The organism is Bradyrhizobium sp. 141 (assembly GCF_023074055.1).
In the GTDB taxonomy this organism is placed as follows: Bacteria; Pseudomonadota; Alphaproteobacteria; order Rhizobiales; family Xanthobacteraceae; genus Bradyrhizobium.
This window is the reverse complement of the sequence record NZ_JADPKR010000031.1, coordinates 1-14,718: the sequence shown is the minus strand read 5'-3', so window position 1 is coordinate 14,718 and position 14,718 is coordinate 1. Positions and strand designations below refer to the sequence as shown.

Sequence of the window (14,718 nt, the reverse complement as noted above, 5' to 3'; positions counted from 1 at the left end):
GGACAAGACGGACTTGCGCCTCATTATTCATGGTCCGCGCTGCCATAGCTGTTCGCGTGCGCTGGCGATTAGGACGCAGAACTTTGGCGGCTTCTTGATCTGCGTCAATTTACGCCCGTATTGCAGGTAGGACCGTAGTAATACGGCGGCTGCGATTATGCTCGAATTTCAGGGTTTGTTCTGAATACGATCAGGGCTTGTCTCGACCGGGCTTAGTTTTCCACTTCCTTACGTCGATCTCGGCTGAATGCCCGCGGGCGGCGGCGCGTCAGGCGTCTGTTTAGTGCAGAGACATCAAGGCAATTGCGCGCCCCCGAATTAGCGCATCATTAAGTAAGTACGTTTACAAGAGAATGCCGGAGCCGTCGCTTGTCTCGCGTAACGGCTCCTGGCCTCTGTGCCATTCCGCCGCCGGTCCGGTCGGAGCGCCAATCGGCATGCGCGGGCGCATTAGCATTTTTTGAGTCATAAGCGAGCATCTCATCCGATGGGTCCGTTGAGGCTTTGGATCGGCTTGGCGTGTCTGGCGGCGTTTTTGCCGGTGGGCCTGTCTTTTGCTTTGGCCACGGCAGAGCCGGAAGAGCTCGCAGCCGTCCGCGCCAGCTATCGTCGGCCGGCAACCATTCCATTTCCGGGTAGCAACCCCTATTCCGAAGCGAAAGTTGCTCTCGGAGAGATGCTGTTTTTCGACCCGCTGCTCTCGGGATCGAAAACGCGCTCCTGTGCGACGTGCCACAACCCGTCACTTTCCTGGGCAGACGGCCTCGCGCGCGCCATCGGCGAGGATCCGAAAGGCTTGCCGCTTCGTGCGCCGAGCCTGATCGATGTGGCCTTCATTGAGCCGTTGGGTTGGGACGGGAAATTCAGGGATATCGAATCGGTTGCCTTCGGTCCGATCACAAATCCAGTGAACATGAATCTCACCGAAGCGGACTTGATTGCGCGCCTCTCGGCTATCCCCACCTATGGCGAGGCATTCGCTCGCGCGTTCGGGGATGATGCTATCAACCGGCCCAGGATCGAAGCGGCGTTGGCAACGTTTCAACGTACCATCGTAGCCGGCGAGTCGCCGTTCGACCGTTGGATCATCGGCGACGAGACCGCCATCAGCACGCCAGCAAAACGCGGGTTTGAGGTTTTCAACGGCAAGGCGGGCTGTTCGACCTGCCACAAGGGACCTTCCCTCACGGACGGATCGTTTCACGACATCGGCACCGCCAAGAACGAAGACGTAGGGCGCGGACGGCTCTTCCCGAGGTCCGAAAAGCTCCGGTATGCATTCAAGACGCCGACGTTACGCGACGTCGCCCGCCGCGCGCCCTATATGCATGATGGATCGGTTGCGACCTTGGAAGATGTCATCGAACTCTACGACAAGGGTGGGATTGACCGTCCAAGCCGCTCCCCCTCGATCAAACCTCTGTCTTTGACACCGGGCGAGAAGAAGGACCTCATCGCCTTGCTTCAAAGCCTCAATTCCTCCTCGCCACTTACAGCGTTTCCTAGGCTACCGCGATAACTGCCGGGCAGGCGTGCCGACGTCTTCAGGGCAGATGCGGCAGGGCCGCGCCCAGCAGTCCGAAGCCGAGGATCATAACCGCGCCGGCGCAAGTCTGGAGCATTTCGGCGCGCGCTGGACGCCATCTTGCCCCGAATGCAAGTGCTGAGCCCACCACCACAGTTGCAGCACTGATCGCCCCGAACATGCCCCGGCTCCCAATCTCTGATCTGGTCTGTCGTTGACTACGCCAGCGAGATTGAGGAGCCCTCCTTGGAATCGGTAAAATTTGAAAGGACTTGCGAGAAGCTTCGGCAAAACGGCAGGGGAGAGCCGCCGTTAACCACGAAGCAACACGCGGATGTAGGTGTGGCGAAACGATCAAAACTTCAGGTATACTGAACGGATAATTAAAGGCGGGCGGTTATTGCAATGATTGGGGATCGGAGCCGAGCTCTCGGCTCGGCGTTTCGTGGAAACCTCCTTAAATGCATCATGGGGCTTTCGATCTGTGTCGCAGGGACGCAGGGCGCCAGCGCCCACGTCAAGTGGTTCTGCGCCTATGACGTTGCCGGGCAGCCCCGCGGCCTCGAGAATGTCCTGTGCCAGGATTTGGAACTGCTTGTTGGGCTTGCCTTGTTTTGGCTGTTTGCCGGCTGCCTGGTTGAGCGCACCTCGTTGGGCGAGGCCATGACCCGGTCTCTCGATCGCGTCACGCAGGGACTGCGGCTGCACACCGAAGAGATGATCCGCGTCGTCTGCGGCTTTTTCTTCATCTCGGTCTGGGCCGTAGGCGGTATCATGCTGACGCCCGAACTGAAAACGACGTCGCCGCTGGTGGGATTCCTGCAGCTCGCCATCGCCGCCGGCGTGCTGTCGCGGCACACGCTGCCGCTGTCTGCCGCCGGCATCGTGGCTCTGTTCGGGATCGCCCTGCGCGATTACGGCACGTTTCACCTCGCCGACTACCCGATCTTTCTGGGCGTTGCGGCCTACTTGGCGCTGGTTGGATTGCAGAAGGACGTCTTCGGCATGCGGCCGCTCGATGTCGTTCGGTATGCGACCGCCGTGACCTTGATGTGGGCCTCGGTCGAAAAATGGGCCTATCCGGAATGGAGTTTTCCGCTTCTGATCGAGCACCCCGGTCTCACGTTCGGGTTCGACAGCGAGTTCTATATGCGCGCTTCCGGTGTCGTGGAATTCACGCTCGCGTTTGCGCTCGTTTGGACCCCGCTGGCCCGGCGTGTGGCGGCTGCAGTGCTTGCCGGAATGTTCATCAGCGCGTGCCTTGAATTCGGCAAGCTCGATGCGATCGGGCATTCGGCCATCATTGCCGTTCTGTTGGCGATCATCGCTGACGATTGGCAGCCCGCGGTGAGCGATCGTCGCGTGCCCTGGCTGGCGCCGGTCGGGCTGGGCGCGGCGCTGACCGTCACCGTCTCTGCCTACTATGTCGCGCATGCGACGATCTTCAATACATCGATTCTCTAGGCGCGCTATTTGGTGACTTGGACGGCGAGCTTCATTTTTGGATGGATGCCACACAAGACAGTATAGTCACCGCCGACCGCAAAGACGACGTCGAACTGGCTGCCTGGCTGTTGATCGCCGGAATCGAACTCAAACTTGTCGGAGCTCAAGTAGGCGTGATGCAAGAGCTCGCCGTCATCATTAACGAACCGTAAAGCATCACCGCGCTTTATCATGATCTCGCGCGGGCGGAATTCCTGATCCTTTTGCGTGATCAGATAGGGATTTGCACCCAAGGCGGCGCCAGCGAGCAATCCCGCAGCAACTACCCCCATGATCTGAAACGCAAACTTGCCGAGGGGGAGACGGCGCAACAACAATGAAAACATCCAATACTCCTCAAAATCTGAGCGCCCTAAAACTGAAGCGGACCGTCGCACTGATGATTCTAGGTACCCAATTGTCCCGGCCCTTTATCGCAAGCCGATCTTAACGATTTCAGCATTGGTTGTAGGCATTGTTAGAGCAATTTGAGATGGGCGAAATGCCTCGCGCAGAGACTTGACTGCGCGCAGGGCGCCTCGCCAGCCCCTTTATTGGCGCGGATATTCCGAAATGGGCGTTGTGATCAATCGCTTTGCAAATCGGAGGACTGGCAGCCTCATGATGCTTCGGTCCATGACCACATGGCTTTCGCGGCTTGCCCGCGCGAACGGGTCGATCCGAACTCAGATCCTGATCTTTTGTCTTGCGATGAGCGCGATCGTTGTCGCGCTTGGGGGCTACGCCACCCTTGGCATCCGCCACGCGGGGGATTTGGTCGCCAGGACGTTCGATGAATCGCTGATGTCGATCAATTACGCGCGTGCCGCCGGCGCGGACTTCGCCGCAATGCGCGTGGCGTCTGTACAAAGACGCATGACCAAGGAGCCTGCAACCCGCGCCCGCCTTGACGACGAAATCGAGCGGCTGGCCAAGTCGCTTTCGGAAGACCTGACCATCGCCGCGGAGCGGTCACAATCCGCGCGCGCCGCGGGTGCCGCCGCCAAGGTCCGGGAGGCGGCCGACGCTTGGGTGGCGCTCCATCGTCATGGCATGGAGCCGTCCGTCGAGAATGGCACGAACCCTGACGCAAATGTCCGGGATCCCTTGACCGACCATCTTGATCAGCTCTCGAGGACCGTGAATCAGCAGGTCGAGTTGCTTGTCAACTATACGGCCGGTGATGGTTTCCTGTTCCGGCAGCGGGCGCTCTCCGCCATCAAGCGAGATCTGCAGTTCAATGTGATCGGGCTGAGCATTGCCCTCGCTCTATCCACAGCCTTCTCATGGCTATTGCTCCGTCGCATCATCGGGCCTGTGGCTACTGCATCCAGAGCGGCGAGGAAGATTGCCGACGGCGATTTGACCGTAAAGATTCCCGAGGGCGGCATCGATGAGCTAGGGACACTTCTCACCGCGATGGCGACAATGCGGAATAATATCAGGGCGATGGTTGATCGAGAGGTCTCGCAGCGCCGTTCCGCGCAAACAAGGCTTTCTGATGCGCTTGAGAACTCGCGTGAAGGTGTTGTACTTCTGGATCGAGACGGCCAGATCGCCCTAGCGAACTCACGGGCCAGCGAATTCATTGGAAGCGCGCCCCAGCTCCTATCACCGGACCCCTTGTGGTCTGCAATGGTCCACGATCCAGAAGCAAAGGCAACGCAGATCGCGGAAGGTGCGGTCCAGGAATTGGCGAGCGAAGCCCAGCTTCCGGATGGACGGTGGTTGCGGGTCAGTCGCAGCCCGACCCAGGAAGGCGGCATCATCGTTGTCTTCAGCGATATCACCGCTCTAAAGCAGAAGAAGGCGGAGCTGCATGCCACCAATTTGAAGCTGGATGCGGCGCTCACGCATATGTCACAGGGGCTATGCCTGTACGACAGTTTGGCACGGCTCCAGGTCGTCAACCGCCGGTTCTGCGAAATCTTCAATATCATGCCCGAGCTGCTCCGGCCGGGCATGCGCTTCGAAGACGTGCTCCGGCTAAGCGTCGCAGCCGGAAACCATGGCGACCAGAGCTTGGCCGATCTGCTGGCGGAGCGCGAGAGTTTCCTGCCGTGCCAGAGCGGTAATTATTTCCAGCACCTCAGCGACGGACGTATTGTCTCGATCGGCCACAGATCAACATCTGACGGCGGCTGGCTCATCACCTGCGAAGACGTGACCGAAAAACAGCGGGCTCAATCTCAAATCGCCTTCATGGCGCGCCATGATGTGCTGACGAAGTTGCCCAACCGATCATTGTTCGCCGAGCGCATCGAGCAGGCTATCGCCAAGGCGGGCCGCGGTTCTGGTTTTGCCGTGCTCTGTCTGGATCTCGATAATTTCAAGCAGGTCAATGACACTTTGGGCCACCCCGTCGGTGACGCGCTGCTTTGCGCAGTGGCGGACCGCTTGAGCGCATGCGTCCGGGAGATCGACACTGTGGCGCGCTTGGGCGGGGACGAGTTTGCGATCGTCCAGGCGAGCATCCAGCATGCGGGCGACACCGAGCGTCTCGCCCGTCGCATCGTCGAGCAGGTCGCCGAACCCTATGACTTGAATGGACATCCTGTCATCGTCGGATGCAGCGTTGGAATTTCGGTGGCGCCCGCCGACGGCGCCACTGGCGACAAGCTTCTGAAGAATGCCGACGTGGCGCTGTACCGGGCTAAGGCCGATGGCCGGGCAACCTGGCGGTTTTTCGAACCAGCCATGGATGCGAGCTTGCAGCAGCGCCGGGCGTTGGAGCTCGATCTGCGCGAGGCAATGGACAATGAGGACTTTGCCCTGTTCTACCAGCCGCTGTATGACCTGCAAGGCGACTGCCTCAGTGGCTTTGAGGCCCTGTTACGCTGGGCTCATCCCGAAAGGGGGCAGGTACCTCCCGACCAGTTCATTCCGATCGCAGAAGAAACTGGTCTGATTAATCCGATAGGGCAGTGGGTGCTCAATCGCGCCTGCGAGCAGGCTGCCATGTGGCCGGATGAGATCAAGCTCGCGGTCAATGTCTCGGCCGTCCAATTCCGAAATCCGCACCTCATCGAGATCATTGTCAACGCACTGGCAAATTCGAAGCTATCTCCGCACCGACTTGAACTCGAAATCACAGAATCCGTTCTCCTCATGAACAGCGCGGAGACGATTGCAACGCTCCATAAGCTGAAGGCTCACGGCCTCCGAATTGCCTTGGATGATTTTGGAACAGGTTATTCCTCCCTCAGCTATCTCCGCGGCTTTCCGTTTGACAAACTCAAGATTGACCAATCGTTCGTCCGGGATGCGGCCGCGATGACTGGATCGAGGCTGATTGTCAGATCCATCATTGGCCTTGGAAAGAGCCTGGGCATGACCACGACAGCGGAGGGAGTCGAGACGATAGAGCAGTTGAACCAGATGAGGGCGGAAGGCTGCGACGAGGCACAAGGGTACCTGATCAGTCGTCCGGTGCCTGATACTCAGGTCGCGTCTACGATCCTGGCGTTGAGGAAAGGCCTTAAGGAAGATCGCTGGCGCAATGTGATCGCAAGTTAGAGCTCATATCGGCACAGCAAACAAAGTCGGAATGGCCAGTCCCAGGCATTGCGATGACTCTATGAATGCCGCGACCTGGAGCAGGGACCCCAGGTTCAGCTATGCCTGTTGGTCGCCGGACGCGCCGCTTTCTTGAAACCCGCGCGTGAAGCGAAAGTTTGCGAGGCCGGAAGCAGTCCCTCGACGGCAAAGTAGACCTGCTCAAAGGTAGGCAACAAAATGTAGCGGCACTGCTGACAACCTCCCACGGCAGGTCGGTAAGTGGAGTTGACGACCTTTACTGGCGAGCATCGGCGTAATCCGTCAACCTACGGGTTTACCCTCAATTAGGCTCGTCGCGTTATTCTTCTGAAATGGTATCCGGTCAAATCAATCGCAGAACGCAGTGGCCGACGTGGCTGAATGCGGCGGCGCTGCTGATCGCGAGTTGGATCGTCATCGCGTCACTTTCGCTGCAGGTGCGACCGGGTGCCGCGCTGGTGGCAGTGGCTTTCCCGCCATGGTGGGGCACCCAGCAAGTTTTCCTGGCCGCGGCATCCGCCAATGCCGCCATTGTCCGGACGACCGCCATACCCGTTCTCTTGGTGGTGCGGCCCGACGACCATGACGGATTGACACGGCTGCGCCAAGCCGGCGCCTGGCTGATGCTCGACCCGCAGGCGCTGGCTGCCTGCCTAAGAGCGAATGATTTGAAGCAGACGATTTGACAATGGGTTGAGGACAGAGAATGACTTTTGAAGGCAATGAATTGGGACGCTTGCGCCAGTCGGCCAGCACGATCTTGCTCGCCGTACTCTGGGTGCATGTGCCGCTTGCTGCTATGATTGGTATGACGCTCGGTACCAATTGGCTTATGCCCTGCTCCTTCATGGTCGCGATGGCCCTGACGGCGACGCTGTCGTGGCGTATCGGAGGGAATGGCACTTCAACCCGCTTGGTCTTTGCTGTGGCCTTGATGGCCGGCGTGTCAATGCTGGTCTTTCAGTTCGCAGGGCATCATTGGCAAGTCGACATGCACATGTACTTCTTTGCAGCGCTTGCAACCTTGGTGGCCTATTGTGATTTCCGGCCAATAGTGGCCGGCACAGTCGCAGTGGCGCTGCATCATCTGACGCTAAACTACATTTTGCCGGCGGCCGTGTATCCCGGCGGTGCGGACCTCGGCCGCGTCGTTCTCCACGCCACGATCCTGCTTATCGAAGCCGGCATATTGATCTGGCTCGCACATACGCTGTCGCAATTGTTCGAAACGGCGGCGCAGAAAACTGCGGAGGCCGAAATCGCGAGCGCTGCCGAAGCGCAGGCCAATGCCGGTCGTATCGAAATCGAACGGGCCAAGCTCGAGCGGGATGCAAAACGACGAGAACTCTCCGTTGGATTTGAGCGCAAGATCAGCGATGTCGTCGAGGCAGTTGCCGTGGCGGCAAACCAGATGCAGGGTCTGTCCGCATCGATGAACGACGGCAACGCCGAAACCGCGCGGCAGGCCGCAGCCGCCGCCGCCGCATCGACGCAGGCGTCCATGAACGTGGAAACCGTTGCCTCCGCCACCGAACAGCTTACAGCTTCGATCAACAACATCGCCGAACGGGTGGCGCACGCCGCCCGAATCACCGGCAAGGCGGCCGCGGAAGCACGGCGGACTAATGCCGTCGTGGAAGGCCTTTCAACGGGTGCGCAGAAGATCGGCGAAGTGGTCACCCTGATCCAGAACATTGCCGGCCAGACCAATCTGTTGGCCTTGAACGCGACTATTGAGGCCGCACGCGCCGGCGAGCATGGCCGGGGATTTGCGGTCGTCGCAAGTGAGGTCAAAGCACTAGCGCAACAGACCGCCAAGGCGACCGAGGAAATAGCATCGCAGATTCAGAACATCCAAACTGCCACAGGCGATGCCGTCAATGCGATCGGCGCGATCGGTGGTACCATCGCCGAGATCGACAAGATCTCCGGCGAGATCGCAGTTGCAGTCGATCAGCAAGGTGCAGCGACGCGGGATATTGCCGGCAACCTGCAGCAGGCCAATGACCGCACTAAGGACGTCAACGCCAGCATCGTCAGCGTCAATCGCGCTTCCGAGGAGAACAACGGCGCAACAACACGGCTGCTCGAGGCGGCGAATGGGCTGTCGTCCCAATCCGAACAGCTAAAGTTCGAGGTCGCGCGTTTTCTGGGTTCTCTGCAGGCCGCGTGAGCACGTGTCTCGGCCCGCAGTCTCGCAGCATCTCCAGGTACTGAGGATGGCCGGACTTGTGGTCGTCGGAGCTGACGGCACACCTCGGCTTTATCGAGTGGACAATCGCGGCATTGAAGTGGTGCGTTTGTTGTCAACCCGCGGGCGAACGGAACGGTCATCATTCAGGCGACTTGACCCACCGACACATCATTGTTCCGAGAAGGATCATGAGAGCGATCTCGGCCATTGCCTGCCGGTTCGCACTCGTCCTGGTCTCGCCGGTGCAAGCCAAGGGATGCCTCAAGGGCGCCTTCGTCGGCGGCGTCGCCGGCCACATGGCGGTCACGGCAAGCTCGGTGCTCGGCGGGGATGCGTCATCGGGCAACGCCCAGGTCCCGTCGGGACAGAAGTAGCCGTCCGGATGCAGGCACAGCGAAGCCGCGAGCGGAAATCTTACAATCAGCTCGATTACCACCGCTGACCCATGAGCGGATTGAAAATCCTGCAGTGCAGCGGGCCGGCCGCAGCGGATGGCTCGCGACAACCCGGCGAAGCTGATAGATTGTCGTCGTCAGGAGCTGACCGATGACATCCATTGACGAACGGCTTCTCGAAGACAGGATGACGCAGATCGAGCAGGCCCGCACTTGGAGCCCGCGCGTCATCTCAAAGTTCGAAACGCTGATCCGCGGCGGCGACGAGGTCAGCCTGTACCGCGCCAATCCGCTGGCGTTCGCCCGCGATCGCGGCGTGGCCGAGCCGGAGTCGGTCGATCTGTTCCTCCACGCGGCTCGCGCCGGACTGGTCGACATGCATTGGGACATCCTCTGCCCCCACTCGGGCCTGGTGTTGGAAAGCTTCGGGAGGCTCCGTGCGCTCCGGAGTCATTTCGTCTGCGGGCTGTGCGATATCGAGGGTCAGACCGAGCTCGACGACTTCATCGAGGTTTCCTTCTCCGTCTCGCGGCAAGTCCGGCGGCTCGCTTTGCACGACGTCGACAATCTCTCGATCGAAGATCTGCACTGGAAGCTCAAATTCGCCAACAGCGGACGGCTGCCCGGCGGAAAAACCCGATTTGTCGATATCCTGCGCAGTCTTGTTCGCGGAATGACCTATTTGCCATCCGGCCTGACGACGACGCTGCAGGCCGAGATTGGGCCGGGCGCGCTCTCGGGCGTCAACGTCCAGACGCAGGCCGGCTTCACGCTTGCGGTCGTGCTCCCTCCCACCGTGCAGATGCCGAACACTCCGACGATCATTCGCATCGCCTATGACGGGCAGCGTTTCACGCCCGCCGTTTCGGCCGTGCCGCCGGGACCTGCGATCTTCGAGATCAGCAACACCGGACCCAAGCGCGGTTCGCTGCTCCTGATCAATTGGCCGCCCGAAATCGTGGCCATGCCAGAGAAGCCGACGCTCGAATTCGACCCCTACGTCTCAGGCGGCATGCTGCTGACGCGTCAGACCTTCCGCAAGCTCTTCCGCTCCGAGCGCGTGGATGAGGAGGAGGGCCTCGGCGTCCGGCAGGTGACGTTCCTGTTCACGGACTTGAAGGGTTCTACCGCGCTCTATGAGCGTCTCGGGGATCTCAATGCCTATGCCCTGGTCCGGGAACATTTCGCAGTCCTCGACGCGATCGCCCATCGGCATGCCGGTGCCATCGTGAAGACCATCGGCGATGCCGTCATGGCAGCATTCTTCCGGCCGGTCGATGCCATGGCAGCCGCGCTCCACATCTTGCAGGAAATCGGTCGGTTCAACCGCGAGCACGGCCAGCCCGCCATCATTCTCAAGATGGGCGCTCACTGCGGGCCCTCCATCGCCGTGACCCTCAACGAGAATCTCGACTATTTCGGCCAGACCGTGAACATTGCCGCACGGGTGCAATCATTCGCCGACGCCGGCGAAATCTGTCTCACGGAAGCGCTCTATACGGTCCCCGCCGTTCGCCAACTGCTGGCCGGCCACAATGTCGAAGAGTTCGACGCGCCGCTGCGCGGCGTCGAGGGCGAGGCGCGAGTCTATCGGGTGCTGGCCGATCGTAGCGCGGCGCCAATCGCGAGCACGGCTTCGGGATGGAGATGAAGCTGGATCCGGACGAGGCCGGTCTGATCGCGGCGGCCGGCAGCGAACCCGACGGGTGGAATCTAAGGCCGCTTCGCGCACGTTCTCGTCGGGTGCCTGATGGTGACGGAACTAGCGGAAGTCAGAACACCCCGATCAGGGCGAAAAAGGCGATCTCGACCAGGAACGTGGCCGTCATGACGGCAACGGTGCAGAACGTCTCGCCCGGCGAAAACGAATTCATGGCGCGCCTCGCACATCTGCGAAGCCCCGAGCCTCGCAGTCAATTCACCGGGACGCGGAAAGGTTTCGGTTCCGAGAAGCATCCCGACCTCGTCCGGAGCCGGTCCCAAGCCTTGCCGTGTCTGGTCAAAGGCCCGGCGGAGGCGTCTGTCGTCGGCGGAAACGCGGCTTGCGGCGTTGGCGGCCGTCCGATGTGGAGGGGAAGGCGGATTGCGCCGAAAACTTGATCTGCCTCATGGCGGCGGTGCGGTGCTGGAGCAGGGTACCGGCATGTCTCACTTCCTGTTCCGATGTCCCGTCTCCGGAGAGAACGTCGAGCGTTGGATCGCCGACGAGCCCCAAGGGACGGCAAGTCGTTCGCCATCGTGGACTGTCCTGCTTGCGGCAAGCTGCACTTCGTGAATCGAAGCACCCACAAGCTGCTGGGGCACGAAAGGGAGTAAGGCCGTGCGCTCGCTTGGGTGTGGCGCCGACCTGAACGGGCCGACGCCTCTCGCAGGGATGCGATCCGCGCTTTACCGACCCTTAACCGAACGGGCGTCGAATCCGGGCACCGCAGCCTCGAACTCCGGAGAGCGTCCTCATGTTCAAGGACGGCACCTATTCGCCCTGGTTCAAGAGGCGTGTCGAAGGGCGAGATCGCGAAATGCACCGGCACGACCGACGCAGCGCCCGCTGTGACGTTCGAGGCGACGCTCATCCGCCTCGCTTGGAGCCGTCGCCCGAGGTCAGGATGGAACGCGCCGTCCCGAAGTTCGACGCGAGCAAGCTGCCGAAGCCGCTCCCGTCGCTTGAAGTGAGGCGGCCTGGTCTAGCCGGAAGCCTGCGCAGCGGCAGCCTTGCCCGAACCGGAGCCGACGAGCCTCCCGGCCGTGGAACGGCCCTCCCGAAAGCGAAATGGCCGCCGATTTCTCGGCGGCCCACCGGCTCGAAATATGCGTTGCCGCACTGAAATGCGCCAGCCCCGGTGCTACGTGCGCAATCCCGAGACCGATGACGAAGGTCGCCCCGAGCGTCCCGCCGTCCTTCGAGGCGACCCGCGTGAGCTGGTCCCGCGCGACGTCCACCGCGCCGCCGGGCAGGAAGCCGGAGACCTGGTCCAGATGCCTGGCGATGGCGGTCGGATCGGAGAACAGGCCGTAGATCGCGACAGGGCCGCGAGCGCGGGAAAGATCGCCAGAAGGCTGTAGTAGGTCATGCCCGGGGGCCATCCCGGTCCTCGATCTCCGCGGCTGCTTTGCGGGGCGCAATCTCGCTGCGGCCACTCGCGCGCAAGGGATTTCTTCCGGGGGATTGGCCTGGGCGGCGCTCTTCCGGCGCGAGTACCGCGGTCAGGGCTGCCGCCATCAGCAGAACGATCCCCGAGATGACGGTCCACTTGGCCGGCTGGGCCGACCGTTCCCGCTCGGCGGCTGCAACGTGTCTCTTGGCTGCGGTCGTCATGAGTTGGCTCGGCTGGTGCCTCCGGGCCTACCGGTGGGGCAACAGCCGTCGTGGCGGAACGTTCCCGTTCGTCCGACCGGGCGGCTAGACCGGCGGCCCGCCGGCGTTGAGGAGCTGGGAGACTGCGGTGACGAGCTGCGCCGGTGCGAACGGCTTCGTGAGCAGGATGCTGTTCGGTACGCCGAACCCGGCCCAGTCATCCGCGGCCGTCCCGGTCATGTACACGACGGGGAAGGCAGGGTCGCGCTCTCGGGCGATGCGCGCGAGGTCCCAGCCGGTCATGGTGCCCTTGAGGTTCACGTCGGTCACCAGCGCCCGGAAACTGGCGACCTCGCCCTTGAAAAGGGTGACCGCGTCCTCCGCCGAGGAAAGGACTTCCGGGAGGAAGCCGCCCTCGCTCAATGCGTCCTCCAGCATCTCCCGAATCTGGAAGTCGTCCTCCGCGATCAGAATCTTGAGCGGTTCGTTCAAGGCCGTCCTCACTGGAGCGTCTACTCGACCGCGACTGCCCTTGTTCCTTTGGAATCGTTGTAATTGCACCCCGCCAATCCGTCGCCTTCACGACCTCCCGCGACAGGGAAGCGCAGTACGCCGCCTCGCCATCAAAGCCCGAACGGATAGGTATCCGGAACGCCGGTCGGGCGATGCTCTGGTTCCAAAGGACGGACCGAGTGCGTCTCGTCGAACCACAAGAACGCGTCGAACTGCTGAGGCAGCGAAGCTTCCGCATAGTGGCTTTGCAACTCGGTGTTCGGGCGGTAGATGACGCCGATGAAGCGTTCCGGGCGCGGCTCGATCAGACGACGGCGAAGGCTCTCGTCCCGCCGGAATTCGACCATGCCGCTCGCCGCACCTGCATCGTGGAACAGCCGCTCATAGGTGTCCGGCCGAGAGGGCCTCACCTGCATCACCTCCATCTCGCCGTCTCAATCCGACGCGGCGGCGACGGTGCCGGTATGGGTGCCGAATCCGATCAGGGACGCTGCGTCGCCGAACTTCTCTCGGCAGAGCTGACCGATGTTGAGCTCGTCGCGGACCGCGCCCATCTCGGTCAAGCGGGCGTCTCCGATATGGGAATTGTGCGCCCAGACCACGGCCTTGGATCGGGGACCTTGTGTGTCCAGGATATGGCCCAGGGTCTCGAACATGTGCGTGTCGCGCAGATTCCAGGATTCGGCGCCGCCATAGTACATGATGCGGTAGTAGCGCTCCGCCGAGGCGATCAGCCGCGCGTTCTGCGCTGCGTCCAGGAATCCGTCCGGATCGTCCGCGGCGTAGTCCAGTTTCTTCTTCAGGATATCCTGGCACTGCCGAAGGATCTCCGCCTCGCATTTCCGATAGCCTTCGGTCAGGACGGCACGGCCGTAGGTCGAAGGTTCGCGCTGCCAAGGGGTCAGGCAGCCGTAGCGTTCGCGGGCTGCCGCCGCGGCTTCGGGATCCACGCCATCGAGGTAGGCGAGAACGGCCGCGATCGAGCTTCGCATGTTGTAGAGGTCGAGGCCGAAGAATCCGGCCCGTTCGCCGGCGGGCTTCCCTGCATTGTGTTTGCGCATCCACTCGACGAAAGCGGCGACATCGGTGTTGCGCCACATCCAGGTCGGGAAGCGCTCGAACGGCCTTTCGTCGGAGCCGCGCGACGCCCGATGGCGAACGTAGCGGTCGATGGCGGCGGCGTCCGGCCAATCCGCTTCGACCGCGACGACCGTAAAGCCGTGCTTTTCGATCAGGTGGCGCGTGATCGCGGCGCGCGCCTGGTAGAATTCCCACGTGCCATGACTGGCTTCGCCCAGCAGGATGACGCGGCACTGCGCGAAGCGATCCAGGGAGGGCGCCGAAGGCGGGATCTTCGAGGGCCGGCAAGGGCTCGAGGGCGGCGCCGATCATCTCCGGCAGCGAGCGGAAGCGTGTGCGCCCGGGGATGTGATTGCTGGCGGAGCGCGTGCCGTCCTCGGCCCATCCGTGCTCTCCGATCAGCGGCACGAAACGGACGGCACCGAAGGTTTCTTCGTCGTATTCCGCTTCGCTCTGGCGCGTGACCCGCAGCAGCGACTGTTCGTCTTCGCGAGCTCCGACGGGGCTGACGAGCCGCCCGCCGACGGCCAATTGGCTCTTGAGTGTCATTCGGCCTGCAATATTGACCCCCTGAGCCGGGGGATCGGCGTCCAAAATTGGCTCTGACGCATATTCGATGATCGTGATTGTTTTTATGGCGCGCCAATCAGCCTTGCCTGAAGGAGATCGAGCTTAGCGCGCCCGTACATCTGCC

At 61.7% G+C, this 14,718-nt stretch carries 9 protein-coding genes and 2 pseudogenes; 7 read left to right on the top strand and 4 right to left on the bottom strand.

Annotation, left to right across the window (positions count from 1 at the left end; genetic code table 11):
* Window positions 1-496 precede the first annotated feature (496 nt).
* Window positions 497-1,519, top strand: a complete 1,023-nt coding sequence (locus tag IVA81_RS11070; RefSeq protein ID WP_247316181.1) for a cytochrome c peroxidase — start codon at window positions 497-499, stop codon at window positions 1,517-1,519.
* Window positions 1,520-1,993: 474 nt separating this feature from the next.
* Entirely contained in the window at window positions 1,994-2,989 is a 996-nt protein-coding gene (locus IVA81_RS11065) for a hypothetical protein (RefSeq protein WP_247316179.1), read from the top strand.
* 5 nt (window positions 2,990-2,994) lie between these two features.
* On the opposite strand, the gene IVA81_RS11060 is transcribed toward IVA81_RS11065, so the two are convergent.
* On the bottom strand, window positions 2,995-3,357 hold the full coding sequence (locus tag IVA81_RS11060) for a methylamine utilization protein (protein ID WP_247316177.1): 363 nt from the start codon (window positions 3,355-3,357) through the stop codon (window positions 2,995-2,997).
* Window positions 3,358-3,583: 226 nt separating this feature from the next.
* Here IVA81_RS11060 and IVA81_RS11055 point away from each other — a divergent pair, with 226 nt between their 5' ends.
* The 5 genes and pseudogenes from IVA81_RS11055 to IVA81_RS11030 all read left to right on the top strand — a co-directional run bounded on the left by IVA81_RS11055 (window position 3,584) and on the right by IVA81_RS11030 (window position 10,787).
* On the top strand, window positions 3,584-6,526 hold the full coding sequence (locus tag IVA81_RS11055; protein ID WP_247316167.1) for an EAL domain-containing protein: 2,943 nt from the start codon (window positions 3,584-3,586) through the stop codon (window positions 6,524-6,526).
* A gap of 353 nt (window positions 6,527-6,879) precedes the next feature.
* Complete coding sequence (locus IVA81_RS11050) at window positions 6,880-7,233, top strand: hypothetical protein (protein ID WP_247316156.1); 354 nt, start codon at window positions 6,880-6,882, stop codon at window positions 7,231-7,233.
* A 20-nt stretch (window positions 7,234-7,253) separates the two neighbouring features.
* The gene (locus tag IVA81_RS11045; protein WP_247316154.1) at window positions 7,254-8,720 is read left to right on the top strand and encodes a methyl-accepting chemotaxis protein; all 1,467 of its coding nucleotides are present in this window, start codon (window positions 7,254-7,256) and stop codon (window positions 8,718-8,720) included.
* 209 nt (window positions 8,721-8,929) lie between these two features.
* Window positions 8,930-9,183, top strand: a pseudogene (locus tag IVA81_RS11035) (hypothetical protein).
* 104 nt (window positions 9,184-9,287) lie between these two features.
* Window positions 9,288-10,787, top strand: a complete 1,500-nt coding sequence (locus IVA81_RS11030; protein WP_247316152.1) for an adenylate/guanylate cyclase domain-containing protein — start codon at window positions 9,288-9,290, stop codon at window positions 10,785-10,787.
* A gap of 950 nt (window positions 10,788-11,737) precedes the next feature.
* Here IVA81_RS11030 and IVA81_RS11025 read toward each other — a convergent pair.
* The 3 genes and pseudogenes from IVA81_RS11025 to IVA81_RS11015 form a co-directional block, all read right to left on the bottom strand.
* Complete coding sequence (locus tag IVA81_RS11025) at window positions 11,738-12,220, bottom strand: hypothetical protein (protein ID WP_247316150.1); 483 nt, start codon at window positions 12,218-12,220, stop codon at window positions 11,738-11,740.
* 316 nt (window positions 12,221-12,536) lie between these two features.
* A complete protein-coding gene (locus IVA81_RS11020; RefSeq protein WP_247316148.1) occupies window positions 12,537-12,923 on the bottom strand; it encodes a response regulator in 387 nt (128 codons plus the stop codon).
* 131 nt (window positions 12,924-13,054) lie between these two features.
* Window positions 13,055-14,567: pseudogene (locus IVA81_RS11015) on the bottom strand (erythromycin esterase family protein); the annotation flags it as partial.
* Between the last annotated feature and the right edge of the window lie 151 nt (window positions 14,568-14,718).